The following is a 25,249-nucleotide window of genomic DNA, read 5'->3' as shown; positions in this document are numbered from 1 at the left end:
TCCTAACAGGACACCGGGGCTTTGGTGACATCGACCTTCGGCGTGGCGCCCTTGACCACTGCATTGCAGGTTTTCGTTGCCGGCCTGCCCATCAGGGCCAGCCCGGGCTCGGCGGGCACGCCGTCGATCGGGTTTCCGACCTTGACGTCGGACGTCTTCGACTTGACCTTGCCATCCGGGTCAGACGCTGTCGGCGGGTCGATCTGCAGGCAGAACTTGATCTCCCAGTAGAACGACTTGAGATGCTCGACGGTACCGTCCGGATAGATCACCGAAAACGTGGTGAAGAAGAAGTCCTGCCAGGCGATGCCCTGCGCGTAGGTCTTCGGCGTCGCCATCACCATGCCGGTGCCGGGCTTGTCCGAGTAATCCACCTTGGCGTGGAAGGTCTTGCCGCCGCCCTTGCATGCCGGCGTCGCCTGGTAACTGAAAACATCGCCCACGTTGAAAACATCCAGTGCCGGCTCGGCCGCCCTGATCTCCGTACTGCTGTCCGAAGCGATGAAGGTGTTGGGCGTATCCCTGAGCCCGTACACGATCCGCTCCATGTCGAAAGGTCGGCACAGCTGGATGAAGCCGAACTGGAACTTGTCGCAGTCGCCCTTACCTTCGACGTCCGCCTCGCCAGCGCCCACCAGGTAGTCGTCCAGCGTCAGCTTGATGAGCTTCTCGTCATGGCTCAACGCCACCTTGGGTGCAGCGCCAAGAGTGAGCTTGACGTTCTTGACGCGCGATCTGTAGTCGGGCGCCGCGCCCTTGGCTGTCTTGTCGTCAGCCGGCTTGGTTTTTGGAGGCGGTTGAGTGCCCTTGGGATTGCGTGCATGGCGGAGCGACGCGAGCTCGCCCGATCGTGGGGTGGAATCCGCAAGCCCCGAAGTTCCACCAGCATGCAATGGCATGCGCGCGAAATCCCGACCGAGGGCGCTGCGCGCATCGGCGCCGGATACAGGGCCAGACGACGCTGACGGAAGCTGCGCCACAGCCGCGTCAACGGCGTCATCCTGCCGACTGCCGGCCAGTCGATGTTTCTTGCAGGCCGGACACTGACCACCACCGGGCGTATGGGTACCGCAGGCGCAGCGACGACGCATCGAGGACACTGCGGGACTCATCCCCGCAAGAGATCGTTGGGCATGGCTGACTGCGCGATCGTTCATCGTGATGCTCCGCGTGACGGTGCTGTCGGGGGAGCTGCACCGAGGACCTGATGTACGGCCCTGGCGAGACGCGGTCCGAGTGGATCTGCCGCAGCGGCGGAAGGCGGCAGCGTGCCCGGCGACAACGACGCCACTGCGCCGACGCCTGCAAGCATGTCGAGCGCAGTCGGGTGTGCCAGCAGTCGCTGCAGTTCACGCGTCATCGCGATGCCCACTGCCGCGGGCCGCTCGCCGCGGAGGAGGGCTTCGTCGATCACCAGCCGCTCGATGTGCAGCACGATGCTCATGGCTTGCCTCCCGCACTTTCCAGCCAGCGGAAGTCCGCTTCGTTGACCGGCTTGTCGAGCTTGCGGTATTCGCTGCGGGCGGCATCGAGCAGCAGCGGCATGCCGATGGACACACCGGCCTTGGCCGCCATGAACGCGGCGTTGAGCGCGATGCCCTGGATGCTGCCGCCAGTGAGTGCGAGTCGTGCCAGCCGGTCCAGGTCCAGCGCACCCATCGCCGCCTGCGCGGGAAACACCGAGGCCCAGATCGCGCGGCGTTCGGCCACGCCGGGGAACGGAAAGTTGATGACGAAGCGCAGCCGGCGCAGGAAGGCCGTATCGAGCGCGCCCTTCATGTTGGTCGCCAGGATCGCCAGTCCGCGGAACGACTCCAGCCGTTGCAGCAGGTAGTTCACTTCAATGTTGGCGTAGCGGTCGTGGCTGTCCTTCACTTCGCTGCGCTTGCCGAACAGGGCGTCGGCCTCGTCGAAGAACAGGATCGCGCCGCCGTCCTCGGCCGCGTCGAACAGCTTGCGCAGGTTTTTCTCGGTCTCGCCGATGTACTTGCTGACCACCGCCGACAGGTCGATGCGGTACAGCGACAGGCCCAGTTCCTTCGCCAGCACTTCCGCCGCCATGGTCTTGCCGGTGCCGCTCTCGCCGGTGAACAACGCGCTGATCGACAGGCCGCGGTTCATCCGCTGGCGGAAGCCCCAGTCGTCGTAGACCGTGCTGCGCTGGCCGACCTGGTCGGCGATCTGGCGCAGCACGGTCTTTTCGCTGTCGGGCAGTTTCAGATCGTCCCAGCCGGCCTTGGGCTCGATCCGCTGGGCGAGCCGGTCCAGCGCCGGCCGCGTCTGCGCCAGCGCGCCCTGCCACAGCGTCTGCGCCAGCGCTTCGGGTTTCTGCTCGACTGCCGCCAGCGCGGCATGCGCGATCTGCTCGATCCGGCCGAGGTTGAAATCGAAATGGCCGGCCAGGTGTTGCGGCTGTGCACCGGCGGCATCGCCGAGCAGTCGCTGCCACAGCGTGCGCTGCTCGACCGCGGTGGGTTTGGCTACGTCGACGCTGAGCGCGTGCGTCGTCGCACTCGCCCACGGCTCGCGCGCATCGACGAAGCTGAGTCCGCCGGCACGGGCAAGGAAGCGTTTGACCAGGATCGCGGCGGCATCGCCGTGATCGACCTCGGCCGCATCGAGGTACAGCGCCAGCGGCAACAGCTGGCTTTCGCGCTGCCACAGCCGCAGCAGGGTTTCCTGCTCGGCCGTCGCACTCGGCAGCAACTCGGCCGATAGCCGGTACGCCTGCGCGCCGAAGTCGGCGGCGATCGTCTGCGCGATCGCCTGCTTGCTGGTGCTGTCACTGCCGAGCAGTTGCACCACCGGCAGCGTGTCACCCACCGGCACGTGATGCAGGCTATCCAGCAGCTGGTCGGCAATCGCGCGCTGCGACGGCGGCAGTGTCGCCGGCGGCAGCGCGGTGAGCAGCGGGGTCAGCCGGTCATCCAGGTAGTTCATGCCCTTGACGAAATTGACCACGCGCTCGTCGGCGCTGAGCGCTGCGCCGATCAGTGGCTGCGCACCGGGCTGGTGGATGTCGAGCAGGCGCCAGTAGCGCAGCGGTCGCTCCGGCGACAACGCATCCCAGCTCGGATCGTCGAGTACGGCGAAGGCCAGCGCGAAAGTCGGATACGGCTTGGCGGCATCGTGTTGCGCCTGCGCGCACAACGCGGGGAAACGCGTATCCAGTTCCATGCCGATGCACAGCAGCAGCAGGTCGCGCTCGAACGCAGACAGACCAAGCCGATTCGCGAGCACGCTCAAAGCCGGCGTGTGTCGGCTGTCGTCGGTGACGCTGCTGGCCGGCGATGCCGCCGCATCGGTTGCTGTGGCGCCGGCATCCGGCACGTCGACGACGAACGGTTGTGCCGCTGGCGGCGTGTCGACGACCTGCATTTGCGCGTTCGACAGCGGCATGCGTGCCGGCTGACTGCTGAACATCCGTGCGAACCACGAATGCTTCTGTCCCCCAGGTGCATTCACCGCTGGCGCGGATTCCATCAGCGCGGTGGCCGCCGCAGCGGGGGCTGACGGCGTGGCGGGCGCGGCATGCGATTGTACGGCCCGCTGCAATCGCGCACGCAGATCCGCCAGCGCCGTAGCGAGATACTGGTCGTTCGCTTGCAGCCATGGAGCGTAGTCGGTCATGTCACGATCACTTGCTGGCTGCTGGCGAATGCCGGCACCCTGCCGCCGAAATCGACCGGAATGCTGTCGGCGCCATCGACGCGAAGGCGCACGGTATAGGTGCCAGCCGCCACACCCGGCACCTGGAACACCAGCACGCTGGGCTGATGCATGTCGGCCGGGTTGCTGATGCTTTCCGGCGTCAGCAGGCGATCGCCGAACAGCAGGAACACCCGCTGGCCGGCACGCAGGCGTGGCATGCAGGTGAGCTTCAAGGCGAGGTCGCCAGCCGCGGCGCCGAGCGGGCTGAGCGTGATGATCGGTGCCAGTACCAGCGGCAGTTCGTTGCTGAGCAGCGGCGGCAGGCCCGGCGGTTGCACCAGCAAGGCCACGGTGTAGATGCCCGGCGCCCAGCGCGACGCGGCATCCGCATCGCCGGAGGTATCGGCAAGGTGCACGCGCAACGTGCCGGTTGCCTCTCCGGCCAGCGGTGCAATGTCGATCGGTGCGTCGAGACGCAGGCTGCTGAAGCGTGCCAGCGCGTGGTCGGTGGTGAGCTGACGACCGCCCAGCACGATGTCCTCGCCGAGCCGTACAGCTGCTTGCGTGCGCGGATAGGTCAGCGTATCCAGCGCCGCGGCGGCGGATGCGGTGGCGATCACGCCACGATCCTGCGGGCCGCGCCGCAGCACCGGCAGCGGCGCGCGGATCGCCGCCTGGCTGTCGATCAGCAGCACGGCCGCCTCGTACGCGGCGGAGATACGGTAGTTGGTCTGGAATGCCGTCCACAGCCGGGACAGCTCATCGACACTTTGCGGCAGTGGCGTGACGCGCACGCGCTCGATCTGATTGGCCAGGTCGTTGTCCGGCAGCGCATTGCGGATGTCGTTGCCGTCAAGCACGCTGCGGTCATGCAAGGTGCTCATCGCGGCGGCCAGTACGCGATGGCTGAGCGCGTCGCTGTCGTTTTCGCCACGGCCCCACGCAGTGATCACGTAGTGCAGGTTCAGCGCCAGCGGCGGCGGCGCCGTTTCACCGGGGCGTACCTGACCGGGCATGTCGAGATTTCGCCATGCCGCATTGGCGACCACCTGATACAGGTACAGGTTGAGCTGCGCCTTGCTGATGCCCTTGCGTGCCACATCCGGCGACTGCAGGGTCACTTCCAGGTCGCCCAGCTCCGCATCCAGCGCCGGCATCTGCGCCAGCAGCAGATTGCGCAGCGTGCGGGTGGTCGCGGCGATTGCCAGGACATTGCTCATGGCGACGCCTTGCCGCGCTGGCGCAGATAGTCGTCGAGGCTGCTCGGCTGCGGGCCGTCGCGGCGACGGGGTGGCGTGGCGGCAGCCGGCGCCGCGCGCACTTCGAGCCGACCGATGCTGACGTGCACCACCGGCTCGCCTGATGAGCTGCCCGCGCCGGCCGGCCCGGCGGGTGAGCGGGATGCAGCCGAGCGGCTGGATCGAGCTGGCGCGGCCGCTGCGCCGAATACCGGCGTGGGCGCGGGCAGCAAGGCGCCGCTCGACGGCGGCGACTGCGGCGACGGCACCACCGTCTCCGTTGGCTCAGCCGCGATGCGCGTCTGCCGCGACCGCACTGGCAGCGGCGCGGATACCTCGGCCGGGCGCAGCACCGTGGACGACGCGACAGGGCGCCCGATGACCGGCGACGGCGTTGGCGCGGCAGCGCCGATCGGCGCCGGCTGCACCGCGGCGCGCGGCAAGTCGGCGACGGCGCGCGGCGGCGCAGCCACCGGCTCGACCGCCGACGGCGCGACGTGCGATCCATCAGCCATCGCCACCACCGGCGCCTGCGGCAAGCGTGTCGGTACGGTGGTAGGCGCCACCGTGGCGGCTGAGCCTGTTTCGCGATGCCGAGGCACCGCCTCGCCATCGTCGGATGGCGGCATGATCGACGTGCGTTGCGACGGCTCGAACAGCGACGGCAAGCGCGGCACCAACGCCGTCTCGCTGCCGAGAGCCCGTGCCGCCAGTCGGTCGAGGAAATCGCTCATGACGCGCACAGCTCCAGATAGGCCTGCCGGCGGCGCGGGCTCAAGCTGAGAATGTCCTCTTCAGACCAGTGATACGCGCACGCCAGTGTGTCCACATCGCGCAGCATGTGCAGTGCCCAGGCGTGCAGCTCCTGCCACAGGAAGCGTGCGATATCGAACATCGGTTGCCAGTCGTGGCCGCAGTCCGGACAACGAAAGGCCAGCTGCAGGTCCGCCTGCGGATCGGCCTGTGCCATGGCCTGTGCGATCTCCCCCTGCAACAGTGGCGGCAGGCTGTGCACGTCGCGTGCTTCGCCGGCAGCGGACGCGTTCAGCAGGCAGCGTTCGATCAACAACCGCCGTGCATCCTCGGCACCGTTGCATTGCTCCAGCGCCAGCAGGTCGTTGCTGTCGGGCAGACGGAACTGCACATGCACGCCATGGGCAGGCGAAGCATGCTCGAGCGTCGTTTCCGCGCTACTGGCTGAGGTCAGCAACAGATCATCGCAGCGGAATGTCGCCTCGACCGGGGCCGCACATTGCGGGCAGTTCGCCACCGCGCGGATCTCCTCGCCGAACAGGCGCGCGCGCAGTTGCAGCAGCAATCCATCCCGGCGCCCCAGCGGCAATGTCGCCAGCGCCTCGGCCGGATACTCGTCGCAACTGCTGCCGAGCAGCAGCAGGCCGCACGCCGCGGCAGAAGGGCCGCTTCCGCGCTCCCAGACCTGCAGCAATTGCGCGGGCGTGGGCGTGCGCATGGTGCTCAGCCGGCGGGTACGGTAAAGCTCGGCTCGGCCGGCTCCGGCACGCTGACATCACGCTCCCAGCCTTCGTTCTCGAGCTTCAGGTGCTGGATCGCGACCGCGTTCGCGTTGGCGTCCAGATCGGGCATCGCCTGGAATTCCGACACCCAGCAGCGATACAGCTTGTAGGCGAGCGCGAGCTGGCCGGCCTCGTTGTAGACCTCGAGGATCAGGTCCTTGCGGAAGTCCTTCAACGAGACTTCCGCGCCCAGACCGGCGCCGAAGTTCCACACCTTGTTCGCCCACTTCTCGAACTCGGTGTCGTGGGTGACCCCGCGTTCGATGGTGATGGCATCGTATTCGGTGCGGCCAGGCGACTTGCGCGTGCTGCTGGGGTCGCCGCCTTCGCGATGCTTGACCACTTCGGTGGTGCGCTTGAGTCCCGACACCTTGCTGACGCCGGCCACGTAGCGACCGTCCCATTTCACCCGGAACTTGAAGTTCTTGTACGGATCGAAGCGCTGCGCATTGACGCTGAACTGAGCCATGGAGATACCCTCAAGACTGGATCTGGCCGGCCATCTGCTGCAGCTGGATGACCACGAACTCGGCGGGCTTGAGTGGCGCGAAGCCGACCACGATGTTGACGATGCCGAGGTTGATGTCGTTCTGCGTGGTGGTTTCCTTGTCGCACTTCACGAAGTACGCATCGTTCGGGGTCTTGCCCTGGAATGCGCCCTGGCGGAACAGGTTCTGCATGAACGCGCCGATGTTGAGGCGGATCTGTGCCCACAACGGCTCGTCGTTGGGCTCGAACACCACCCACTGGGTGCCGCGATACAGGCTTTCCTCGATGAACAGCGCGGTGCGCCGCACCGGTACGTACTTCCATTCCGAACCGCGCTCGTCGTTGCCCTGCAGGGTGCGCGCGCCCCAGACCACGGTGCCGTAGACCGGGAAGTTGCGGATGCAGTTGATCGCCAGCGGATTGAGCAGGCCGTTTTCACCGTTGGTGAGCATCGTGCTGACGCCGAGCGCACCGGTGACGCTGGCCTCGCTGCCTGCGGGTGCCTTCCACACGCCGCGCGTGGCATCGGTGCGCGCGTAGATGCCGGCCACGAAGCCGCTCGGCGGGAAGACGCGCGGCCGGTTCTGCTGCAGCGGATCGGCGGCAGTGATCCACGGGAAATAGAATGCGGCATTGATCGCGTCGTCACCGGTGATGCCACCGGGGCCGTTCTGCAGCGCATCCGGCGTGGCGCCGTCGGCGCTGTCGGCGATCAGGAACGCGCGGCGGTCGCGACAGAACTTCTGCAGATTGGAGATCACCCCGACGCTGGTTTCACCAGGCACGCACAGCAGGTTGAACAGGTTGACGCGGTCCAGCTGATACAGCCCGCCGCTGCCGGACAGCGGTTGCAGCGCCGTCTCGAATGCGGGATCGTTGGGCGCCAGCACGGTGCCGTCGAGGCCACCGACCAGTTTCGCCGCATCGGGAATGTTCCCGCTGGCGGTATCCGCCGGCGGATCAGTGGCGCCGCCCTGTACGGCGGCGGTGACGTAGGCGGACTGATCCGCCAGCACGCTGGTAACGAAGCGCGCGTCGTCGGATTTCATCGACAGGTTGTCGAACACTTCCACCGCCACGCCGGTCGGGTCGACCGACCAGTTCGCCACGGTCAGGCGAAACCTGGTGGCGTCGAAGGTCGATTTCCTGATGACGATGGCGAAGTCGTTCGCCCACCGACCCTCACTACTGGCCGTGACCAGCAGCTTGCCGTCGAGGGTCACTTTGGCCGCCTTCGCGGTGCTGTCGAGCAGTCGCACGACATAGGCCTGCTGGCCGCCGTTGGCGAAGAACTGGCTTACCGCGTAACCGAGCACACTGCGGCTGTCGAGGCCGCCGTACTTGCGCGCGAAATCGGCATAGCTGAGCACCAGGCCGGCACGATCGGTTGGCCCCCTCGGCGCCCAGCCCGCAAACGCCGCGATCGAGGTAGCCACCCCGGTGATGCTGCGTACGCCGCTGGGAATTTCCTCGATGTAGACGCCCGGATAGGTGAGCGCAGATGGCATGGGATGGGTCCTCCGTCGTGAAAACACGGGGCGCAGTCAGTGCGGCTGCGGCCGCTTCTTGTGCTCGTTCAGCGCATACAGCACCTCGCCATCAGGGAGCCGATTGCAATGCAGCAGCCCCTCGGCCACCAGGTCGCTCAAGACATGCTCGATACGCTGGCTGTCACTTTCATAACGCTGGCGCGGCAGCCACCAGTTGACGATGCCGCGGAGGGTATCCGCCGCCTGCGGGTGAGCGTGCAGGTAGTCAAGCACCGAACGCCCGATCTCACCCTCGCCGCCCGCAAGGCAGCCGGCGCGCAACCGTCTCGTCATCGCATCTCTCCGCACCCACGCAGACGCTCGCAACGAGCGTGCCAGTTGCCGCAAGCCGCAGAATGAGCCCACCACGCGTGTCGGCACCGCACCGGCCACAAACAGCGGGTCAGGAGTGACCCGCTTTGCCGGCGCACCGGGACGGATTGCACCCGGGCCAGCGGCGCCCGCGGGCAAGTCAGGTCGAACAGGTCCAATGCGGTCATCGGATTGAAGGTCCGGTACGACAGGCAGTTCGAGCGCAGCAGATGCCCGAGCTCATCGGCACGGCAACCGGCGAGGTCGCCACCGCGTGCGGACGCACGGCGCTGGCCTTGCCCGGTGGATGCCCCGGAATTCGCCGCTTTCGAAGTTGCCATGTCCACTGCTCTTCGATGGTGTCGCGGTGGGTACTCGGCGCAGACGGCTGCGGTCCGCTTACGGATGCGGGGTCGGCGGTTGCACGGCCAGGGCAAACGCGATCAGCCTGGAGTCATCCAGCCCCAGTCGCTGGTAACCATTGGTCGCCTTGCCGTACACGCCCAGGTTCGCGGCGAATGCCGCATTGATGCAGGTTCCGACCAACTCCGCCGGATTGAAGTCACGCTGGTAGTAGTCGGCGATCTTGACGTAGGGCGTGCTGCCGGTCGGCGCGCTGGCTGCCGCCACCTCCACATAGGGCGCAAGGGTGGATACGGCAGGCACGCCGTTTGATCCGCGCTTGATGCCAAAAGCGAAGACCGCATGCTGGTTGGGATGAGCGGCCAGGTACTGCACGTGCACCTGATCGCCCGACTGATAGCGCAGGAAGCCACAATCGTCACTCGCCGACACGCCGCCGATGCTGGGCTGGGGCAGATCGACGCGCACGCCGTTGTTGTCCACGTGCACGCGCAGCACGTAGGCGCCGCCCGCTTCCTCGGCAGCGGTGGCCAGGCGCGTGGTGGTGCCGTCGGCGTTGCGCGCCAGGAAACGGAAGCTGCCGGCCCCGGGCATGACCTGATTGCCGGCCGGATCGAAGACCTCGATCTTGACTTCAAAAACACCGGCGTCGTCCGTGGCGTTGTCGGCCGACAAGGCGGGTGCCGCCAGCTCGGTATTCCAGCTCGCCCCCACTTCGCTCAGATTGCCGCTGGTCCATTCGCGCACGAGGACGGTGGCCGGGTCGGTGCCACGCGCCGGCGGGGTCTGCGGCTTGAACTGGAACAGGCCGCTGTGCGTGCCGAGCGTCACAGGACCGGTCGGATAGCTTTCATAGGTGGGCAGGCGATCGGAATATTCCATCCGATAGCCGCGCGCCAGCGGCGTGCTGATCGGCGTCCAGGTCGGGTCGGCGGCGCCGGTGTTGGGCGTGCCGCTCAGGCGACGCCAGGCATAGCGGTAGTACTTGATGCCGCTGGAGGGAATGAAGTACGAATCGTCGTGAATGAAGTTCAGCGTGCCGCCGAACGGTGCGTTGTAGAGCCACCCGAGCCAGGAACCGGTCTGGTAATCGATCATGCCGTCGGGCCGTAGCCAGCCGGCGGGCGCGCTCGGCGCCCCTGGCGGAATGCCCCAGATCGGCGCGTTCGCAATGGCGTACGGCAGCACGAACAGCGTGACACCCGGGGGAACGTCGTAGGGCGGCTCCTCGCAGGCCACCGCGCGCGGCAGGTTGAGCACGATTTCAGTGCCGCAGACATAGTTCCAGTAGGTGCCGCAACCGATCCCCGGGCGATAGACGGTGGTCCATGCGCCGCCCTGGAACTGCTCGACCCAGAAGTAGACGTCAGGCTGATCGGCGCAGGCGTGGAAGATCAGCGCACCGAAGCGCCCGTCGCAGTCGCTGTCCACGGTGGTGAGGCAATCTTTGCGAAAGTAGATCCACAGGTAAGCCAGATCGCATAGATGGATGGCGATCAAGCTGGACAGTTCGGCCAGTTGATGACGAGCCTGCGCGGCTGAATTGGCGGTGGTCAGCGCTGCGGTCCGAAATGCCATGGAATCTTTGCTCGACAGCGCCGACGCCAGCTGCGGCGGGGCGCTGACCGTCGCCGAGAGCACCATGCGATTGCCGATAGATGGCGTCTTTGTTCCGGCCAGCGGCCCCGGGTCCGGGCCTGGCGGTACCGGCCCGGGCACCAGGTGCAGTTTGTCCAGCAAGTCGTCACGCAAACGCAGGATGTCGCGATCGGGAAGCTTCTCGATCACCAGGCGGATGCGGTCGATCTCGCAAATGTGTACACGGGCGTGGCAGACAGGCAGCTCACTGAGGCTGCCATCCGGCAAGGTGAACCGCTTCACCAGCCGGCCGCGCACGAAACAGCGGCACCACTTCGGAAAGATGATCGCCGGAATGTTCAACTCCAGCACGGGCTTTTCGAGCAGCAGCCGCAGCGACCGCGCATAGCCGCCGATGCGCTTGAGTGAGGCCGCCGTCGGCGCCGGCTGGTCCGCTTCCGTGGACGGGCCAAGGATCACTTCAAGGATTTGGCCGTCCAATTCGGATGGCACCTCCACCGTGGCGACGCCGTCCTTCAAACCTGAGCGGCCGAGCAGCCGGCCGCGCGCGGTGAAGGCGTAGGCGTCGATCGGCGGTGTCTCGCCGTGGTCACTGAAACGAACCTTGATTTGCAGGCGAACGGATTTCTCGGAATTCATGGCGAACCTCTGGCGATGGCGATGCGACCCGGACTGCATCCGAGCTCGTGCCTTGTTCGGGCACCCACTCGGCATATGCGAGTGAAGAGGCATCGACCATGCCAATGGCAGCCAGGCTGACGGATGGGTTGGCGGGGCGGCGCATCGTCCAGGGAGGACGAGTGGTCGGGTCAGTCGTGACCCGTTTCGGCGGCGCGATGGGGACAATCACACCCATGCGCCATCTGCCAGCGAATGCGCAGGCGAAGACGAATCACTGCGGCCGGAACGGTTTCGTATCGATGCCGTGCTTCAGCAGCAACTTGCCAAGCTGGCGACGCTCGGTTCCGGACAGGCGCGCAGCCGCGCTGATATTGCCGCAGGCCTGCCGCATCAGCTGCGTGAGGTAGTCGTGCTCGAACTTCCGGATGGCATTGAACTTGGCCGCGCTGAAACCGAGATCGGGCTCATTCGCGCGACGCCGCGGCAGCGACGCGGTGCCCGTAAATGCGGGCTCGGCGGCGATCAGGTCGGCGAGGCTGATCTCCGTACCCTCGCTGGCCATATAGGCGCGCAACACGATATTGTCCAGCTCGCGTACGTTGCCGGGCCAGGCGTAGGCGGCAAGCGCCTCGATGGCGTCGCTGCCCCAGTGCTTGGGCGGACCATGCAGCCGCTGCGCCACCGCCTGGATGAAATGCCTGGCCAGCAGGGCCACATCGTTTTCGCGCTCACGCAAAGGCGGCAGCCGCAGGTACAACGCGTTGAGCCGATAGTGCAGATCGCGCCGGAAACGCCCGGCGGCCACCTGCCGTTCCAGGCTGGCATTGGTGGCAGCGATGATGCGTGCATCCGAGACTCGCGTCGCACCGCCGCCGACCGGTCGGTATTCGCTGTCTTGCAGGAAACGCAGCAGGGTGACCTGACCCTTGTCTGACAGCGCGTCGACCTCGTCGAGGAACAGCGTGCCGCCGCGCGCATGGTCGATCAGACCGGGCTGGGCCGCCTTGGCGTCGGTGAAGGCGCCACGGCCATGGCCGAACAGTTCGTTCTCGATCAGGCTGTCGGGGATCGCACCGCAGTTGACCGGCACGAACGGATGGTCGCGACGAGCGCTGTCGTAGTGGATCTCCCGGGCGGCCAGCTCCTTGCCGGTGCCGGTCTCGCCCTCGATCAATACCTGCACGTCGCAACCGGCATAGCGCCGCAACTGCGCCCGTGTTGCCTGGATCGCCCTGGATTGGCCGAGCATGATCGGCATGTCCACCCCCCCGAGTAACCAACAAGAAACCTGACACGCCAGTCCTGGCGTGCTGCGGAACTCCCCCTGGTACCCTTGTGATCCGGCCGTGGCGCACCGGATCATCGGTGACGTTGGATTATGCGCAGTTTTGGCGCTACCGTCCAAACGATGATCTTGCCGTAATCCCTGGCTGGCGTCGGTGTAGTTCCCGGGTGGTTGTGGATGTAGTACATCGCCTTGGCGATGCCAGGACGGGCTCCCGGTCACAAAATCCAGCGCGCCATGTCTGCGCTGGCATGCCGGATGCAGCGAGCTTGCGAAACCGCGTGCTTTCCGGTCATTGCCAAGGGCGCGACATGACGCCGCAGATGAACGCCCGGACCACGCGCAGGTGCCGTGGAGACAGGCGCGATCGCGCCTACTCGCGTATCCTATGGGGCACAGTCGCCGCGTTCATTCCGGCGCTCGCAAGGCATGGCGGCCGCGGCCGCGCTCCCCCGCGAGTCCCCACTCTGGTCTGCCGGATGCAGGGGCGGCCAACTCCTTCCGATATGGCAACAACGCGAGACGATCGACATGGTGGCAATGGCAACCGAGCACGTGATCGACGTGCGGCACTGGAACGACAACCTGTTCTCTTTCCGCACCACGCGGGACCCGGGCTTCCGCTTCGACAGCGGTCAGTTCGTGATGATCGGACTGGAAACGGAAGGTCGCCCGCTGATGCGCGCCTACTCGATCGCCAGCGCCAGTTGGGAGGAACACCTGGAGTTCTTCTCGATCAAGGTGCCCGACGGCCCGCTCACCTCGCGCCTGCAACACCTCAAGCCGGGCGACCCGCTGATCGTCACGCGCAAGCCCACCGGCACCCTGGTACTGACCGACCTCAAGCCCGGCAAGCACCTCTACCTGCTCGGCACCGGCACCGGCCTGGCGCCGTTCATGAGCATCATCCGCGATCCGGATACCTACGAGCGTTTCGACAAGATCGCGCTGGCGCATGGCGTGCGCCGGATCGAGGACCTGGCGTACGCCGACTACCTGGAGAACCAGCTGCCGCAGCACGAATACCTGGGCGAGCTGGTGCGCGACAAGCTGATCTACTACCCCACCGTCACCCGTGAGCCGTTCCGCCACCGCGGCCGCATCACCGACGCCATCGTCGACGGCGTGATGAGCAACGCCACCGGGCTGCCACCGCTCAACCCGGCAACCGACCGGGTGATGCTGTGCGGCAGCCCGGCCATGCTGGACGACCTCGCCGCGTTGCTGGATGGCCGTGGCTTCCAGGCCTCGCCGCGCACGCGCGCCGCGGGCGATTACGTGATCGAACGCGCCTTCGTGGAAAAGTAGCAGCCCGCTCGCGGACGATGCATTTGCTCTAGTCTTGGCTGGTACATCGGAGCAACTGCACCGCCCGGCCCGTGGCGTGGGCTGCTGCCTCTCTTCCTGTCGGAGCGCCCATGCTCGAGATCGCGCTGTACATCCTCGCCGCCGCGCTGATCATCGGCGGACTGGCCGGCTCGGTACTGCCGGCCCTGCCGGGCATCCCGATGGTGTTCGGCGGCATCTGGCTGGTCGCGGTGCTGGACGATTACCGCCACCTCGGCCTGTGGTGGCTGCTGATCATCGGCGCGCTGGGCACGCTCGGCGTCATCGTCGATTTCGTCGCCGGCACACTCGGCGCCAAGCGGGTCGGCGCCAGCCAGCGCGCGCTGTGGGGCGCCACCATCGGCACCTTCGTCGGCATGTTCTTCGGCATCCCCGGCCTGCTGCTCGGTCCGTTCGTCGGCGCCCTGGTCGGCGAACTGGCGTCGGGTACCAGCGTGCTGCGCTCGGCGCATGTGGGCGCGGCCACCTGGATCGGCCTGCTGCTCGGCACCCTGTTCAAGCTGGTGCTGTCGTTCCTGATGGTCGGCCTGTTCGGCCTGGCGATGCTGTTCGGCTAAGGCCGACCTTTGGCACATGGCAGCGCGAGGCAGGCGCACCTAGTCTGGGCCATCCCGGGGAGAAACCGCATGTACCGACGCCTTGCCTTTGCCTTCGCCGTCACCTTGACCTCAACCGCTTCGCTGCATGCGCAGACCGCACCGCCGGCCTGGATCGCACGCAGCAATGCCGATTCGCAGATCCTGCTCGACGAGATCGCCCGCTTCAGTCCGGAATCGGCCTCGCAGCTCGGCGTGGCCGGTTACGACGACAAGGTCGCCGACCTCAAGCCCGGCGTCGACGAACGTTCGCGCGCCGCGCTGGTCGCGGCGAAAACGAAGTTGCAGGCGCTGCTGACCACGGAGAGGGACGTCAACGTGCGGCAGGATCTGCAGATCCTGATCAAGGCCGCCGACGAACAGATCGAGGGCATCGACCTCAACGACAAATACATGCTGCCGTACAACGACGTCGGCCAACTGATCTTCAGCGGTGAGTTCGGACTGCTGAAGGACGACGTCGCCGCCACGCGCCGTCCATCCGCGCTGAAGCGGCTGCAGTGCTATGTCGGCAAGACCCCCGGCTGCACGCCGATCACCGAACTGGCGAAGGCGCAGACCACCGCCAAACTCGGCGACAAGGCGCTGCTCGGTCCCTACAGGGGCGAAGTGGAGCAGAAGCTGGCGAACACCCGGCGTTACGCCGACGGCATCCGCAAGCTGTTCGCCAAGTACCAGCTGGACAATGCCGATGGCAAGGCCGCGCTTGACGCGCTCGATGCACAATTGAAGGCCTACGACGACTGGGTACGCAGCACCGTGCTGCCGCGCGCGCGCACCGATTTCCGCCTGCCCGAACCGCTGTATGCGTACAACCTCCAGCAGGTCGGCATCGACATCCCGCCGCAGGAGCTGATGAAGCAGGCGCAGCTGGAATTCGTCGAGCTGCGCGGCATGATGCAGATGATGGCCCCGGTGGTGGCGAAAGCCGAAGGCATCGACGCCACCGATTACCGCGACGTGCTGAAGGCGCTGAAGAAACAGCAGCTCGGCAAGGATCAAGTGGTGCCGTGGTACCACGAGGTGATCGGCCGGATCGAGGAGATCATCCGGCGTGAGCACATCGTTACCCTGCCGCAGCGAAAGATGCAGATGCGCCTGGCCTCGGAAGCCGAGGCAGCACAGGTCCCGGCGCCGCACATGGACCCGCCGCCGTTCATCAACAACCACGGCGAGCGGGGTACGTTCGTACTGACCATGGGCAACCCCTCGGCCAGCGCGGATGGAAAGGCCGCAGGCCACGCCGACGCCTACGACGACTTCACCTTCAAGGCCGCCGCGTGGACGCTCACCGCGCACGAAGGCCGACCCGGCCATGAGCTGCAGTTCGCGGCGATGGTCGAGCGTGGCGTGTCACTGGCGCGCAGCCTGTTCGCGTTCAACAGCGTCAACGTGGAAGGCTGGGCGCTCTACTCGGAAGCCGAGATGCTGCCGTACGAGCCACCGGCCGGTCAGTTCATCGCCCTGCAACACCGGCTGATGCGCGCCGCCCGCGCGTTTCTCGACCCGATGCTCAACCTCGGCCTGATCACGCCGGAACGCGCCCACGACATCCTTGTCCACGACGTCGGCCTGTCTGAGGCATTGGCGCGCCAGGAGATCAATCGCTATACGTTCGACTCCCCCGGCCAGGCCACCGCGTATTTCTACGGCTACCTGCGGCTGCAACAATTGCGGCTGGAAACCGAACTGACGCTGGGGTCGAAGTTCGACCGGATGGCATTCAACGATTTCGTGATCGACCAGGGACTGCTGCCACCGGAACAACTTGCCGAGGCGGTGCGCACGCAATTCGTGCCGGCCCGCCGGAAGCGCTGATCGCCCACGCGCCGATGGCCTCGCGGCCGTCGCGCTTGATGTCAGCGACGACGCCGCGGCGGCACCGCGGCGGACTGTCGGCTCACCGCATCCTGCGCACTCTTCGCCAGCCAGCTGGCGAGTTGCCCGGTATCGCGACCGAGCGCAGCGGGCAGCACGATGTAGTGACGGCTCGGTGCCGCGCCGGGCTTGGCGATCAATCGTGACGCACCGGCAAGTTGCAGCAGCGCCGGCTGATCGGCGGGCGCCAGTCTCAACGCCAGGCCGCCCGGCGTCAGCCACGCACAGGGCTTTTCGTCGAGCCAGCCCATCAGCCCGCCGAACATCGGCTTGAAGCGCAGGTCGTGCCGCTTGCCCAGATGCGCGGCAGCGTCCTCGAGCTGGCCACGCATGACCTCGAGTGCCGGGGGCAAGCTCATGCCCGCGCGTCGGGAATCACATACAGCAGCACGGCCAGGAAATGCAGCACGCTGCCCGTCAGCACGAAGACATGCCACAACGCGTGGTGATACGGCAGCCGTCGCCACAGGTAGAACGGCACACCCAGGGTGTAGGCCAGGCCGCCAGCCAGCAGCAGCGCGGTGCCGCCGGTTTGCAGATGCCTGCTGAGCGGCTCGAACGCCACCATGCCGATCCAGCCCATGCCCACGTACAGCAGCACGGCCAGCTTGTGATAGCGCTTGAGCAGGCCAAGCTCCAGCGCACTGCCGGCCAGCGCCAGCGTCCATACCGCGGCGAACAGGCTCCAGCCCCACACGCCCGGCAGGGCAATCAGGGTGAATGGGGTATAGGTGCCGGCGATCAGCACATAGATGGCGATGTGATCTAGCGCGCGCAAGGTCGGCTTCGCGGCGACCAGCGGAATCGAGTGATACAGCGTGGAAGCGGTGTAGAGCAGCACCAGCGAGGTGCCGAATACGGCGCAGGCGACCACCGTCAAGGCATTGCCGTGCAGCGCTGCGAAAGCCACCAGCGTCGCCAGCCCGGCGATGCTGAGCACGATGCCCAGGCCATGGATGATGCTGCTGGCAAGCTCGTCGCCGAAGCTGTAGCTCGGCATGGCAGTGCCGGATAGGGTGGTCATGGGGTTCTCCGGGGACGGGGCGCGCATGGCTACCTTAACTGCGCGTACCCGTCCGTGCCTATCCGTGGCGCATGGTCGCACCGGGAAGCCGTCACACGATTCGATGATGAAGGCGCCGCAGGCCGCGCCAAGGTCCCCGCCTTCACCCTTGCTGCCCCAGGCGCGCGATCTGCAAGGCGTAACGAGGCCCGAAAATTTCCCGAAACGGCTGCGCGACGCATCAAACCCGCATTTGGCCATCCAGACGTCCTGTTGCGCAAGTGCGGTTTGGAGGCATAGGCTCAGGTCGCGGCAGCACGATCCCCCTGCTCACGCAGCGTGACTTCCGCAACATCCCCACCGATGTCAGGAGGTTGCCCATGTCGCCCGCAAGCCTGGCTGTTGCTCACCGTACCCATCCCGACCCCGCCCGCATCGCGGCCATCAGCGCCGCCATCGCGCTCAACCTCGCCGTGATCATGATCGCGTCGAGGCCCTCCGCCCCGGCGCTGTTCCAGGCGATCGAACGACTCAGTCCGATCCCGACGATCGTCTTCACCACGCCTCCAGCACCGGTGAAACAGCCGCCGCCGGTCGATTTGCTGCCATTGCCGCACCCGCCCGTCGCACCACCGACCGTTCACCACCAGGCACCGCCGACCAGTCCACCGCTGGTGACGCCCAGCGCGGTGGGAAACACGGCCGTACCGCCGGTCACCGCGCCGACCTTGCTGCCTGCCGGCGCGACACCCGGACCGGCGGTGGCCCCCGCGCCGGTCGAGGCCAGCCTGGCCTATCGTGCAGCCCCGCTGCGCTTCCCCACCCGCGCCCTGCAGCAACGCATGCATGGCACCGTGATACTGCGCGTGCTGGTCGACGAGACCGGCAAGCCGGTGCGGGTCAGCATCGAGCACGGCAGCGGTTATCTGCTGCTCGATCGCAGCGCCGCCGAGCAGGTGCTGGCCGGCTGGCGTTTCCAGCCGGCGATGGTCGATGGCCAGGCGACCAGCGCCTGGGCGCGGGTGCCGGTGACCTTCGATCTGCGCGAATAGGACAGCCCCGGGAACGGCATCCCGGCCGGCTCCCGAGCCGGCCGGGGTGCCGTTCCCGGCAGGGCGCTTTTCAACAACCTGTTAACGATGCGCGTGATCCACTGGCGCCCAATCACCCGGCCAGGTTGCACGCATGGGCACGCAACGACACCTTCTCAAAACCCTGCGCGCCATCGCGCTGGAACATGCCCGTTCCGACCACCCCGACCTCGCCTCGATGGCCCGCGAACTGGGCCGCGTGGTGCACCAGGACGCGTCGACCATGGCGACGCGACTGGAATCCCTGCGCAAGCGACAGCGTGGCTTCGAGCGCTTCCTGCTGGGTCGACGCAGCAAGCCGCCGATCAGTGTGTGGGTAATGGCCTGGCCACCGAACCATGCTTCGCCCCTGCATGGACTGGCTGGTGCGTGGGGGCTGGAGATGGCTCTGGTCGGCGCACTGGAAGTGCAGTCCGGCCAGCGTGATCGCGAATCCGGCGAGCTGGTGCTGGCGGACCGCCATTGGCTGGGCCCGGGCGACGGCACCTGGTTCGAGGGCGATCCCAACCTGCTTCGTCGTTGCCGCAACCTCTCGCGGCAGGAAGCCGCCTTGTCGCTGCACGTCTACGGCAATGCGCTGGCGGATCACGCCGCTCACGAACCGCGGCAAGCTGCCGGACAGCGGATGGCCGCGCCACCACGCAGCAGCATCGCCGGCCGCCTGCACGGCTGATCCCCCAACCCGACGAGATTGCCATGTTTCGACGCCTTGCCATCATCGGCGGAGGTGCTGCGGCCGCCACCTTGCTCGGCGAACTGCTGGAGCGAACCGCGACGCCACCGCTGCAGCTGGACTGGTTCACCGGCGGTGGCCAGCCCGCGCGTGGGGTGGCCTACGGCACCCGCTCGGAACGCCACCTGCTGAACGTGCGCGCAGCCTCGATGAGCATGTTCGCCAGCAAGCCGCGCAGCTTTCTCGACTTCGTCCAGCGCAGCGATCCCGCCATTGCCGGCACCGACTTCCTGCCACGCTGGCGCTACGGCGACTATCTCGAAGCGGAGGTGGCGCGCGCGCTGGAACAAGGCCGGGCACGCGGTCACCACGTCAACCTGATCCCGTTCGCGGTGGACGCGCTGGTCCCCGAAGGCGACGGCGTCACCGTGATCCACGGCGAGGAAAATCATCGCGCCGATGCCGCCGTGCTGGCGATCGGCGCGTTGCCACCGCAACCGCTGGCAGCGGTCGGTGCCGAGGTGCTGGCCAGCGGCCGTTACGTGGTGGACCCGTGGAAGTTGCTGGCCGACACGGACGCATCGCAGCGGCCGCCACGCAAGGTGGTGCTGATCGGGCTGGGGCTCACCGCCGCGGACGTGGTGCTGGAGCTCTCCGCCCGCTGGCCGGATGCGGAATTCACCGGGATATCCCGCCATGGTCGCTTTCCCGAGCCGCACCTGCACGCCGCCGCGATGCCTGCCGACGACGGCACGGAGCTGGCCGAAGCGATGCGCGATGCGCCGGAGGTGGGCCGCTGGATGCGCCTGCTGCGCGAAGCGGCCAGCCAGCCCGGCGTGGAGTGGCGCGCCGTGGTGGACAGCCTGCGCCCGCACCTGCCCGATCTGTGGGCTGAACTCCCACTGGAGCAGCGCGCGCGCTTCATGCGGCACGCGCGCTGGGTATGGGAGCGCGCGCGCCACCGCATGCCGCCGGCCGTCGGCACGGCGATCACCGCGCTGGAACGCAGCGGACGGCTGCATCGTCAGCGCGGACGACTGCACGCGGTGGATGTCGCCGGTGCCTCGCTGCGACTCGAAGTGGACCATGCCGGTGCCATCGACGCCGTCGATGCCGACCTGGTGGTCCAGACAGTAGGCCTGGACACCGACGTGCGCCGCAGCGACCATCGACTGATTCGCCAGCTGCTGACCAACGCCCACATCAGCGCCGACCCGCTGGGCCTCGGCGTGGGCGCCGATCGCGACGGCCACCTGCAATGCGGAGAGCGGCATTGGCCGAACCTGTTCGCCATCGGCAGCCTGTTGCGCGGAACCTTGTGGGAATCCACCGCGATGCCGGAGATCCGCCAGCAGGCGCGCCACCTGGCCGACCAGCTGCTGGCAGGCTGAGCATGGCGCTCCGCTCGCGATGACGGCCAGCGCGCTCACTTCCTGCATCATCCTGCTGCATGTGCTCGGCATGCTCACCGCGATGCATGCGGTGATGCACGCGCGCACGCCGCAAGGCGCCATCGGCTGGGCGCTGGGCCTGCTGTTGCTGCCGTACGTGACCCTGCTGCCCTATGCGTACCTGGGTTCCAGCCGCTTCCTTGGCTACCACATCGGCCAGCACGCCTCCCGGCTGCGCCATGCGCCGGCCACCCCGCCGGATGCCTCCGTGATCGATCCGGCCTGTGTCCGCTTTGCGGCGATCAGCACCTTGCAGGGACGACCCTTTCGCGGCGGCAACCGGCTGCGCCTGCTGCTCGACGGCGAAGCCGGCTTCGATGCCATGCTGACAGCGATGGCCGACGCACGGCACTGCCTGCTGGTGCAGTTCTTCATCATCCACGACGACCGCCTGGGCCGACGCCTGCAGCAGGTGCTGCTGCAGCGGGCGGCAGCCGGCGTTCGCGTTTGCATGCTGTTCGACGGTATCGGCAGCCACGCCCTGCCGCGCAGCTACGTGGCGACGCTGCGCGAGGGCGGCGTGCAGATCAACCGCTTTGCCACGCACCGCTGGCGCAACCGCTTCCAGCTGAACTTCCGCAACCACCGCAAGATCGTGGTCATCGATGGCGCGCTCGGTTTCGTCGGCGGGCTCAACGTGGGTGACGAGTACCTCGGCCTGAAGCCACCGCTGGCGCCATGGCGCGACACCATGCTGGAGCTGCGCGGACCGGTGGTCACCGACCTGCAGCAGCTGTTTGCCGAAGACTGGCAATGGATCACCGGCAGCATGCCGCCGCTGCTGCCGGCGCCCCCCGGCGAGGGCGACAGCAGCGCGCTGATCGTGGCCAGCGGCCCCGCCGATCCGCAGGAAACCGGCTCGCTGTTCTTCACCGCGGCGATCAACGCGGCGCGCCAGCGCGTATGGCTGAGCACGCCCTATTTCATCCCCGACCATGCGGTGCGCGCCGCACTGCAGCTGGCGGTATTGCGTGGCGTGGATGTGCGCATCCTGATTCCGTCGCGCCCCGACCACCACACCGTGTTCCTCGCCTCGACCCTGCACGCCTGCCAGGCCGTGGCTGCGGGCATCAAGGTGTTCCGCTACCAACCCGGCTTTCTGCATCAGAAGGCCTTGCTGATCGACCGCGAGGCCGCGGCGATCGGCAGCATGAACCTGGACAGCCGCTCGTTCCGGCTGAATTTCGAAGTCGCCGCGCTGGCCGTCGACCACGGCTTCGCCGCCGACGTCACCGCCATGCTGATCGACGATTTCAAGCATGCCCGCGAAGTCGACACACGCGAGTATCGCGATGCCCCCTATCTGCGCAAAGTCGCCATGCATGTGGCACGTTTGTTCGACCCGCTGCTCTAGCTCCCCCGCACCCGGAGTGCGTCGATGCGCCGGCCCTCAAGGCACGCGCCGGCGACGTCCGCTGCACCGACTTCGCCCGGCTCAGCCGCGCTTCCTGGCAGGCCGCCCATGCCACCGATGCATTGTGGCCGTGGCTGTTCGCGCACCGGCTGCCCACACGCTGATCAGGGACCACGGCGCAGTCGACGTTTCCAGTCGCCGCTGCAGAGGGCCCAGGCAACGTAGATGCCCAGGGCCACGCCGAGCAATTCGCACAGGGCGCGCAGGCCGATGCTGCCCGGATCGTGCACCTCGGCCAGCTTCACCTTGAGCAGTTGCAGCGACTGCATCCTGCCGTAGTTGAAATAGAACAGGTTCCACAGGTCACCGCTGGCGGTGAGCGCGGTGGCCAGCAGGAACGACCAGCCGATCTGCGGACCGTAGCTCCAGCCGTTGCGCTTGCCCAGCCAGTGGAACAGCAGAAACAGCACGAACCCCGCCACCGCGGAAAGCAGCCCAGCCTGCACACCACCCATGATTCCGTAACCCATCCACGACTGGTCGTACTGCACGGCGCGCCCCTGACTGATCCTGCTGCGTTCCGCCATTATGGGTCATCGGCAAGGCGCGGGCGGCAGGGATTAGACTGCCCCGATGATTCACCATCGCTCACCCGCACGCGCCAGCCGATGAAAGCGAACGTCTCTCCCCATGCCGCGCTGATCCTGGTCGACGTGCAGCCGGACTTCATGCCCGGCGGCACGCTGGCCTGCCATCAGGGCGACGCGATCGTGCCGGGCATCGACGCCATGCTGCGCGCCCGGTGTTTCCGGCATGTGGTGGCAACCCAGGACTGGCATCCGGCCGGGCACATCTCGTTCGCCAGCAGCCATCCCGGGCGCGCCGCGTTCGAACAGATCGCGCTGTACGACCAGCCGCAGACACTGTGGCCGGATCATTGCGTGCAGGGCACGGCCGGGGCACAACTGCATCCGGACATCGACTGGTCGACGCTGGACGCGCTGATCCGCAAGGGCAGCGACAGCGCGGTGGATTCCTACAGCGGCTTTCGCGAGAACCACGGCCCGCGCGGTACACGGCCCAGCACCGGACTGGCCGGCTGGCTGCGCGAGCGCGGCGTGGATGAGGTGTTCGTCTGCGGCCTGGCGCGCGACGTATGCGTGTCGTGGACCGCGCAGGACGCGCTGGAGCTGGGTTTTCGCGCCAGCGTGCTGTGGGATCTGACCCGCCCGGTCACACCCGACAGCGACGCGGCCACGCGCGGGATGCTGCAGGCGTCAGGCATCGCCATCGTCGAATCAGGCGAGCTGATCTTCCGCTGATCCACGCCCAACCACGACGCTGACGCTGCTCAGGCGTCGTTTTCGCCGCTGGCGCGCACCTGCGGCTCGCCGTCGTCGTCGACTTCCACGCTCAGCGTGATCGGGCGGCAGCAGACCTGGCAGTCCTCGATGTATTGCTGGCTGGGAATCGAGGCATCGAGCAGGATATCGATGGCTTCGCCGCAATACGGGCAGTCGATGGTGCAGGGGGTGAGCATGGCGATGCCTCGGCCAGTGGGTGGCCAAGTACAGCACAGTGCGGCTGTACGAAAAGCCGGCCTTCATCCCTTGCGCGGCGACCAGGCCTGCGGCAGGCCGATCCAGAACAGCCCGTCGCGGGCGCAGCGCGGCGCCAGCTTCAGCAGTTCGTTGTCCTTGCTGACCAGCCAGCGCGCGCCCGCGGCCTGCGCCAGTTCGAGGAACATCTGGTCATCCGGATCGGCGCAGCGCGGCAGCCGCACCTCGGGCGCCGGGGTGGCCAGTGCATCGGGCAGGCACTGCACCAGCGCATCGAAGGCGGCCTCGATGCCCGGACGATCCGCCGCGTTCACCGGTACCTGCGGGTAGTCCAGCACGCGCAGCCATTCGGCGCGGCAGTCCGCCCGCGTCACCGCCTGCACCCGGCCCTCGCGCATCGCCACGTGCAAGGCGGCGGATTGCGCATCGTGGAACAGGAAGATGTCCAGGCACACGTTGGTGTCCAGCACGATGCGCGGCGGTGGCGATGGGCAGACAGTCATCGCGCCATGATGAGGCAAGCGGGCCGCGCGATGCACGGCACGCTTCCCCACCGGGACCGACGACCAAGGCCGAGAGGTTGTGACTGTTCAACCTCTCGGCCTTGGCGAGGGCATGCCGCATGGGTTCAGCGCCCGCTGCCCCCGTGCAACCTGACGCGCCTGCTGACGTAGACGTCACCCGGATCGGCCGGCACCTGGGCAAAGTGCTTGCGTCCGAAATACAGGCGGGTGCCGTCGGCAGACAGGGTGGCGCGGGTTTCCGCTCCGTCCGCCGTGTTGACGGCGGGGTTGTCGATCGGACCGCGCACCGTCCACGGCGCGGCGGTATTCGGGCGCGTCGCATACCAGATGTCCTGGTTGCGCGGATCGGCGCTGCCACGGTTGCTGCTGAAGACGATTTCCAGCCCGTCCCGACGCACGTTGGGCATCAGGTCGGCGGCGTCGGTACTCAACTCGGCCACGCGCACGCCGGGCCCGAAGCTGCCGTCGGCACGCAGGCGACTGACATAGATGTCATGGCTCTTGCTGTCCGGATAGCCATCGCTGGAGAAGTACAGGAAGGTACCTTCGCGGGTTTCCACGACCGACGGGCTATATTCCGAACCGCTGGTATTCGGGCCGCCGTCCGCATAGCCGCCCAAGTTCACCGGCGTCGCCCAACGAGGCTGTCGGCGCCACCACGGCGCCCACCCGTGCGCGGGGCTTTCCCTGGTCAGGAACAGGTCACCGGCCGGCGGGCTGCCGGGCGGTGGTGGCGGCATCGCCTTGCAGCCGATGCAATCCTCGGCGTTCTGCCGCGAGCTGACGAACAGCAGCCAGCCGCCGGGCAACGGCGTGGGGCAATAGTCGGCGGCGGTGGGAGAGTTCACCGGCGCACCGAGGTTGGTGACGTCGTCCCAGCTGCGCATCAGGCCATTCCAGGTAGCGCGCCAGATGTCCAGGCCACCATTGCGGGTGGACATGAAGTACAGGTTCCGCCCGTTCGGCGACTCGATCGGGCAGCCTTCGGCAGCCGCGGTGTTGATCCCGGCTGCGGGCACCGCGTTGTCCCACGGGCCGTAGTTCTCGCCGTAGTTGCTGGCACAGACATTGGCGGACAGGATGACGGCGATGGCCAGTGCGCATTGTTGGTACGTGCGGTTCATGCGTATCTCCTTGGGTGTGGCATGGAT

The 25,249-nt window shown here is 67.2% G+C and carries 25 protein-coding genes; 8 read left to right on the top strand and 17 right to left on the bottom strand.

Features of this window, described 5'->3' with window-relative positions:
* Positions 1-2 precede the first annotated feature (2 nt).
* The 11 genes from ACQGNJ_RS05470 to ACQGNJ_RS05420 all read right to left on the bottom strand — a co-directional run bounded on the left by ACQGNJ_RS05470 (position 3) and on the right by ACQGNJ_RS05420 (position 12,595).
* Positions 3-1,157, bottom strand: coding sequence for a hypothetical protein (locus ACQGNJ_RS05470; RefSeq protein WP_426688228.1), 1,155 nt, complete (start codon positions 1,155-1,157; stop codon positions 3-5).
* Positions 1,154-1,444 (bottom strand): hypothetical protein, encoded by a 291-nt coding sequence (locus tag ACQGNJ_RS05465; protein ID WP_426688227.1) that lies wholly within the window; start codon positions 1,442-1,444, stop codon positions 1,154-1,156. The genes ACQGNJ_RS05470 and ACQGNJ_RS05465 overlap by 4 nt, the downstream gene beginning before the upstream one ends.
* On the bottom strand, positions 1,441-3,630 hold the full coding sequence (locus tag ACQGNJ_RS05460) for an ATP-binding protein (protein ID WP_426688226.1): 2,190 nt from the start codon (positions 3,628-3,630) through the stop codon (positions 1,441-1,443). Before ACQGNJ_RS05460 ends, ACQGNJ_RS05465 begins: the two co-directional genes overlap by 4 nt.
* Entirely contained in the window at positions 3,627-4,871 is a 1,245-nt protein-coding gene (locus tag ACQGNJ_RS05455; protein WP_426688225.1) for a Pvc16 family protein, read from the bottom strand. The genes ACQGNJ_RS05460 and ACQGNJ_RS05455 overlap by 4 nt, the downstream gene beginning before the upstream one ends.
* Entirely contained in the window at positions 4,868-5,623 is a 756-nt protein-coding gene (locus ACQGNJ_RS05450; RefSeq protein ID WP_426688224.1) for a hypothetical protein, read from the bottom strand. Before ACQGNJ_RS05450 ends, ACQGNJ_RS05455 begins: the two co-directional genes overlap by 4 nt.
* Positions 5,620-6,360, bottom strand: coding sequence for a T4 family baseplate hub assembly chaperone (locus ACQGNJ_RS05445; RefSeq protein WP_426688223.1), 741 nt, complete (start codon positions 6,358-6,360; stop codon positions 5,620-5,622). Before ACQGNJ_RS05445 ends, ACQGNJ_RS05450 begins: the two co-directional genes overlap by 4 nt.
* A 5-nt stretch (positions 6,361-6,365) precedes the next feature.
* Positions 6,366-6,893 (bottom strand): phage tail protein, encoded by a 528-nt coding sequence (locus ACQGNJ_RS05440; RefSeq protein WP_426688222.1) that lies wholly within the window; start codon positions 6,891-6,893, stop codon positions 6,366-6,368.
* 10 nt (positions 6,894-6,903) lie between these two features.
* Positions 6,904-8,421, bottom strand: coding sequence for a phage tail sheath family protein (locus tag ACQGNJ_RS05435; protein WP_426688221.1), 1,518 nt, complete (start codon positions 8,419-8,421; stop codon positions 6,904-6,906).
* A gap of 36 nt (positions 8,422-8,457) precedes the next feature.
* Positions 8,458-8,736, bottom strand: a complete 279-nt coding sequence (locus ACQGNJ_RS05430; protein ID WP_426688220.1) for a hypothetical protein — start codon at positions 8,734-8,736, stop codon at positions 8,458-8,460.
* Positions 8,737-9,153: 417 nt separating this feature from the next.
* Complete coding sequence (locus ACQGNJ_RS05425; RefSeq protein WP_426688219.1) at positions 9,154-11,355, bottom strand: hypothetical protein; 2,202 nt, start codon at positions 11,353-11,355, stop codon at positions 9,154-9,156.
* Positions 11,356-11,608: 253 nt separating this feature from the next.
* A complete protein-coding gene (locus ACQGNJ_RS05420) occupies positions 11,609-12,595 on the bottom strand; it encodes a sigma 54-interacting transcriptional regulator (protein ID WP_426688218.1) in 987 nt (328 codons plus the stop codon).
* Positions 12,596-13,153: 558 nt separating this feature from the next.
* On the opposite strand from ACQGNJ_RS05420, the gene ACQGNJ_RS05415 reads away from it, so the two are divergent.
* The 3 genes from ACQGNJ_RS05415 to ACQGNJ_RS05405 all read left to right on the top strand — a co-directional run bounded on the left by ACQGNJ_RS05415 (position 13,154) and on the right by ACQGNJ_RS05405 (position 16,383).
* Positions 13,154-13,930 (top strand): ferredoxin--NADP reductase, encoded by a 777-nt coding sequence (locus tag ACQGNJ_RS05415; RefSeq protein ID WP_426688217.1) that lies wholly within the window; start codon positions 13,154-13,156, stop codon positions 13,928-13,930.
* A 110-nt stretch (positions 13,931-14,040) separates the two neighbouring features.
* Entirely contained in the window at positions 14,041-14,526 is a 486-nt protein-coding gene (locus tag ACQGNJ_RS05410; protein WP_426688216.1) for a DUF456 domain-containing protein, read from the top strand.
* A gap of 69 nt (positions 14,527-14,595) precedes the next feature.
* Positions 14,596-16,383 carry a DUF885 domain-containing protein gene (locus ACQGNJ_RS05405; RefSeq protein WP_426688215.1) on the top strand — a complete coding sequence of 596 codons (1,788 nt, stop codon included), beginning with the start codon at positions 14,596-14,598 and terminating at the stop codon, positions 16,381-16,383.
* 41 nt (positions 16,384-16,424) lie between these two features.
* Here the strand turns inward: ACQGNJ_RS05405 and ACQGNJ_RS05400 are convergent, their stop codons facing one another.
* Both ACQGNJ_RS05400 and trhA read right to left on the bottom strand, forming a co-directional pair.
* Positions 16,425-16,802: a TfoX/Sxy family protein gene (locus tag ACQGNJ_RS05400; RefSeq protein ID WP_426688214.1), complete on the bottom strand. Its 378-nt coding sequence runs from the start codon at positions 16,800-16,802 to the stop codon at positions 16,425-16,427.
* Positions 16,799-17,467 carry a PAQR family membrane homeostasis protein TrhA gene (gene trhA, locus ACQGNJ_RS05395; protein WP_426688213.1) on the bottom strand — a complete coding sequence of 223 codons (669 nt, stop codon included), beginning with the start codon at positions 17,465-17,467 and terminating at the stop codon, positions 16,799-16,801. Before trhA ends, ACQGNJ_RS05400 begins: the two co-directional genes overlap by 4 nt.
* A 359-nt stretch (positions 17,468-17,826) precedes the next feature.
* Here trhA and ACQGNJ_RS05390 point away from each other — a divergent pair, with 359 nt between their 5' ends.
* The 4 genes from ACQGNJ_RS05390 to cls all read left to right on the top strand — a co-directional run bounded on the left by ACQGNJ_RS05390 (position 17,827) and on the right by cls (position 22,015).
* Positions 17,827-18,498 (top strand): energy transducer TonB, encoded by a 672-nt coding sequence (locus tag ACQGNJ_RS05390; protein WP_426688212.1) that lies wholly within the window; start codon positions 17,827-17,829, stop codon positions 18,496-18,498.
* A gap of 133 nt (positions 18,499-18,631) precedes the next feature.
* A complete protein-coding gene (locus tag ACQGNJ_RS05385) occupies positions 18,632-19,210 on the top strand; it encodes a cupin domain-containing protein (protein WP_426688211.1) in 579 nt (192 codons plus the stop codon).
* Between the two features lie 23 nt (positions 19,211-19,233).
* A complete protein-coding gene (locus ACQGNJ_RS05380) occupies positions 19,234-20,601 on the top strand; it encodes an FAD/NAD(P)-binding protein (protein ID WP_426688210.1) in 1,368 nt (455 codons plus the stop codon).
* Positions 20,602-20,620: 19 nt separating this feature from the next.
* The gene (gene cls, locus ACQGNJ_RS05375; protein WP_426688209.1) at positions 20,621-22,015 is read left to right on the top strand and encodes a cardiolipin synthase; all 1,395 of its coding nucleotides are present in this window, start codon (positions 20,621-20,623) and stop codon (positions 22,013-22,015) included.
* A 164-nt stretch (positions 22,016-22,179) separates the two neighbouring features.
* On the opposite strand, the gene ACQGNJ_RS05370 is transcribed toward cls, so the two are convergent.
* Positions 22,180-22,602, bottom strand: a complete 423-nt coding sequence (locus ACQGNJ_RS05370) for a hypothetical protein (protein ID WP_426688208.1) — start codon at positions 22,600-22,602, stop codon at positions 22,180-22,182.
* Between the two features lie 81 nt (positions 22,603-22,683).
* Between ACQGNJ_RS05370 and pncA the strand changes: the two genes are divergently transcribed.
* Entirely contained in the window at positions 22,684-23,337 is a 654-nt protein-coding gene (pncA, locus tag ACQGNJ_RS05365) for a bifunctional nicotinamidase/pyrazinamidase (RefSeq protein WP_426688207.1), read from the top strand.
* Between the two features lie 29 nt (positions 23,338-23,366).
* On the opposite strand, the gene ACQGNJ_RS05360 is transcribed toward pncA, so the two are convergent.
* The 3 genes from ACQGNJ_RS05360 to ACQGNJ_RS05350 all read right to left on the bottom strand — a co-directional run bounded on the left by ACQGNJ_RS05360 (position 23,367) and on the right by ACQGNJ_RS05350 (position 25,222).
* Complete coding sequence (locus ACQGNJ_RS05360) at positions 23,367-23,555, bottom strand: CPXCG motif-containing cysteine-rich protein (RefSeq protein WP_426688206.1); 189 nt, start codon at positions 23,553-23,555, stop codon at positions 23,367-23,369.
* A gap of 63 nt (positions 23,556-23,618) precedes the next feature.
* Entirely contained in the window at positions 23,619-24,077 is a 459-nt protein-coding gene (locus tag ACQGNJ_RS05355) for a putative toxin-antitoxin system toxin component, PIN family (protein ID WP_426688205.1), read from the bottom strand.
* A 125-nt stretch (positions 24,078-24,202) separates the two neighbouring features.
* Positions 24,203-25,222 carry a hypothetical protein gene (locus tag ACQGNJ_RS05350; protein WP_426688204.1) on the bottom strand — a complete coding sequence of 340 codons (1,020 nt, stop codon included), beginning with the start codon at positions 25,220-25,222 and terminating at the stop codon, positions 24,203-24,205.
* Positions 25,223-25,249: the final 27 nt, after the last annotated feature.

Origin of the sequence: Rhodanobacter ginsengiterrae, from assembly GCF_050026815.1 — a bacterium.
GTDB lineage: Bacteria > Pseudomonadota > Gammaproteobacteria > Xanthomonadales > Rhodanobacteraceae > Rhodanobacter > Rhodanobacter ginsengiterrae.
This window is presented reverse-complemented; position numbering and strand designations above follow the sequence as displayed.

Coding starts and splice junctions, on each gene's coding strand:
- ACQGNJ_RS05470 (WP_426688228.1), bottom strand. CDS start 1,157: ATGAACGATCGCGCAGTCAGCCATGCCCAACGATCTCTTGCGGGGATG.
- ACQGNJ_RS05465 (WP_426688227.1), bottom strand. CDS start 1,444: ATGAGCATCGTGCTGCACATCGAGCGGCTGGTGATCGACGAAGCCCTC.
- ACQGNJ_RS05460 (WP_426688226.1), bottom strand. CDS start 3,630: ATGACCGACTACGCTCCATGGCTGCAAGCGAACGACCAGTATCTCGCT.
- ACQGNJ_RS05455 (WP_426688225.1), bottom strand. CDS start 4,871: ATGAGCAATGTCCTGGCAATCGCCGCGACCACCCGCACGCTGCGCAAT.
- ACQGNJ_RS05450 (WP_426688224.1), bottom strand. CDS start 5,623: ATGAGCGATTTCCTCGACCGACTGGCGGCACGGGCTCTCGGCAGCGAG.
- ACQGNJ_RS05445 (WP_426688223.1), bottom strand. CDS start 6,360: ATGCGCACGCCCACGCCCGCGCAATTGCTGCAGGTCTGGGAGCGCGGA.
- ACQGNJ_RS05440 (WP_426688222.1), bottom strand. CDS start 6,893: ATGGCTCAGTTCAGCGTCAATGCGCAGCGCTTCGATCCGTACAAGAAC.
- ACQGNJ_RS05435 (WP_426688221.1), bottom strand. CDS start 8,421: ATGCCATCTGCGCTCACCTATCCGGGCGTCTACATCGAGGAAATTCCC.
- ACQGNJ_RS05430 (WP_426688220.1), bottom strand. CDS start 8,736: ATGACGAGACGGTTGCGCGCCGGCTGCCTTGCGGGCGGCGAGGGTGAG.
- ACQGNJ_RS05425 (WP_426688219.1), bottom strand. CDS start 11,355: ATGAATTCCGAGAAATCCGTTCGCCTGCAAATCAAGGTTCGTTTCAGT.
- ACQGNJ_RS05420 (WP_426688218.1), bottom strand. CDS start 12,595: ATGCCGATCATGCTCGGCCAATCCAGGGCGATCCAGGCAACACGGGCG.
- ACQGNJ_RS05415 (WP_426688217.1), top strand. CDS start 13,154: ATGGTGGCAATGGCAACCGAGCACGTGATCGACGTGCGGCACTGGAAC.
- ACQGNJ_RS05410 (WP_426688216.1), top strand. CDS start 14,041: ATGCTCGAGATCGCGCTGTACATCCTCGCCGCCGCGCTGATCATCGGC.
- ACQGNJ_RS05405 (WP_426688215.1), top strand. CDS start 14,596: ATGTACCGACGCCTTGCCTTTGCCTTCGCCGTCACCTTGACCTCAACC.
- ACQGNJ_RS05400 (WP_426688214.1), bottom strand. CDS start 16,802: ATGAGCTTGCCCCCGGCACTCGAGGTCATGCGTGGCCAGCTCGAGGAC.
- trhA (WP_426688213.1), bottom strand. CDS start 17,467: ATGACCACCCTATCCGGCACTGCCATGCCGAGCTACAGCTTCGGCGAC.
- ACQGNJ_RS05390 (WP_426688212.1), top strand. CDS start 17,827: ATGTCGCCCGCAAGCCTGGCTGTTGCTCACCGTACCCATCCCGACCCC.
- ACQGNJ_RS05385 (WP_426688211.1), top strand. CDS start 18,632: ATGGGCACGCAACGACACCTTCTCAAAACCCTGCGCGCCATCGCGCTG.
- ACQGNJ_RS05380 (WP_426688210.1), top strand. CDS start 19,234: ATGTTTCGACGCCTTGCCATCATCGGCGGAGGTGCTGCGGCCGCCACC.
- cls (WP_426688209.1), top strand. CDS start 20,621: ATGACGGCCAGCGCGCTCACTTCCTGCATCATCCTGCTGCATGTGCTC.
- ACQGNJ_RS05370 (WP_426688208.1), bottom strand. CDS start 22,602: ATGGCGGAACGCAGCAGGATCAGTCAGGGGCGCGCCGTGCAGTACGAC.
- pncA (WP_426688207.1), top strand. CDS start 22,684: ATGAAAGCGAACGTCTCTCCCCATGCCGCGCTGATCCTGGTCGACGTG.
- ACQGNJ_RS05360 (WP_426688206.1), bottom strand. CDS start 23,555: ATGCTCACCCCCTGCACCATCGACTGCCCGTATTGCGGCGAAGCCATC.
- ACQGNJ_RS05355 (WP_426688205.1), bottom strand. CDS start 24,077: ATGACTGTCTGCCCATCGCCACCGCCGCGCATCGTGCTGGACACCAAC.
- ACQGNJ_RS05350 (WP_426688204.1), bottom strand. CDS start 25,222: ATGAACCGCACGTACCAACAATGCGCACTGGCCATCGCCGTCATCCTG.